The organism is Streptomyces flavofungini, from assembly GCF_041028215.1.
In the GTDB taxonomy this organism is placed as follows: Bacteria; Actinomycetota; Actinomycetes; order Streptomycetales; family Streptomycetaceae; genus Streptomyces; species Streptomyces flavofungini_B.
Genome location: NZ_JASKYR010001519.1, coordinates 1 through 512 on the forward strand (window position 1 = coordinate 1; position 512 = coordinate 512).

The following is a 512-nucleotide window of genomic DNA, read 5'->3' on the forward strand; positions in this document are numbered from 1 at the left end:
CCCCCTGCTCACCCCCGTGCTCGGCCTCCTCGGCACCTGGCGCGGCACGGGCCGCGGCGAGTACCCGACGCTGGCGGAGGACTTCGCGTACGAGCAGGAGGTCACCTTCAGCCACGACGGCAGGCCCTTCCTGCGCTACGAGTCCCGGGCCTGGCTCGTCGGCCCCGACGGCGGGCCGCTGCGCCCCTCGGCCAGGGAGAGCGGCTGGTTCCGGCTCCAGCCGGACGGCCGGGTGGAGGCGCTGATCACGCAGCCCACCGGCGTCGCGGAGATCGCGGCCGGTCACGCGGCCGACGGCACGGTCGACCTCGCCACCCACGAGGTGGCCCTGACCCCCACAGCCAAACAGGTGGACGCCACCCGCCGCCGCTACACCCTGACGGAGCCGGGAACGCTCACCTGTGCGCATGACCTCGCGGCGGTCGGGGTGGAGCTGCGCCACCACCTGTCGGCCCGGCTGACCCGGGACGGCCACCAGCCGGTGCCCACGGACGGGTGACAGGGGTGGCGGG

1 protein-coding gene is annotated in these 512 nt (G+C 75.8%); it reads left to right on the plus strand.

All coding sequences use genetic code 11. From position 1 onward, the window contains the following. A partial coding sequence (locus tag AB8Z36_RS41975; protein ID WP_369218560.1) for an FABP family protein occupies nucleotides 1-499 on the plus strand: 499 nt, incomplete at its 5' end. Nucleotides 500-512: the final 13 nt, after the last annotated feature.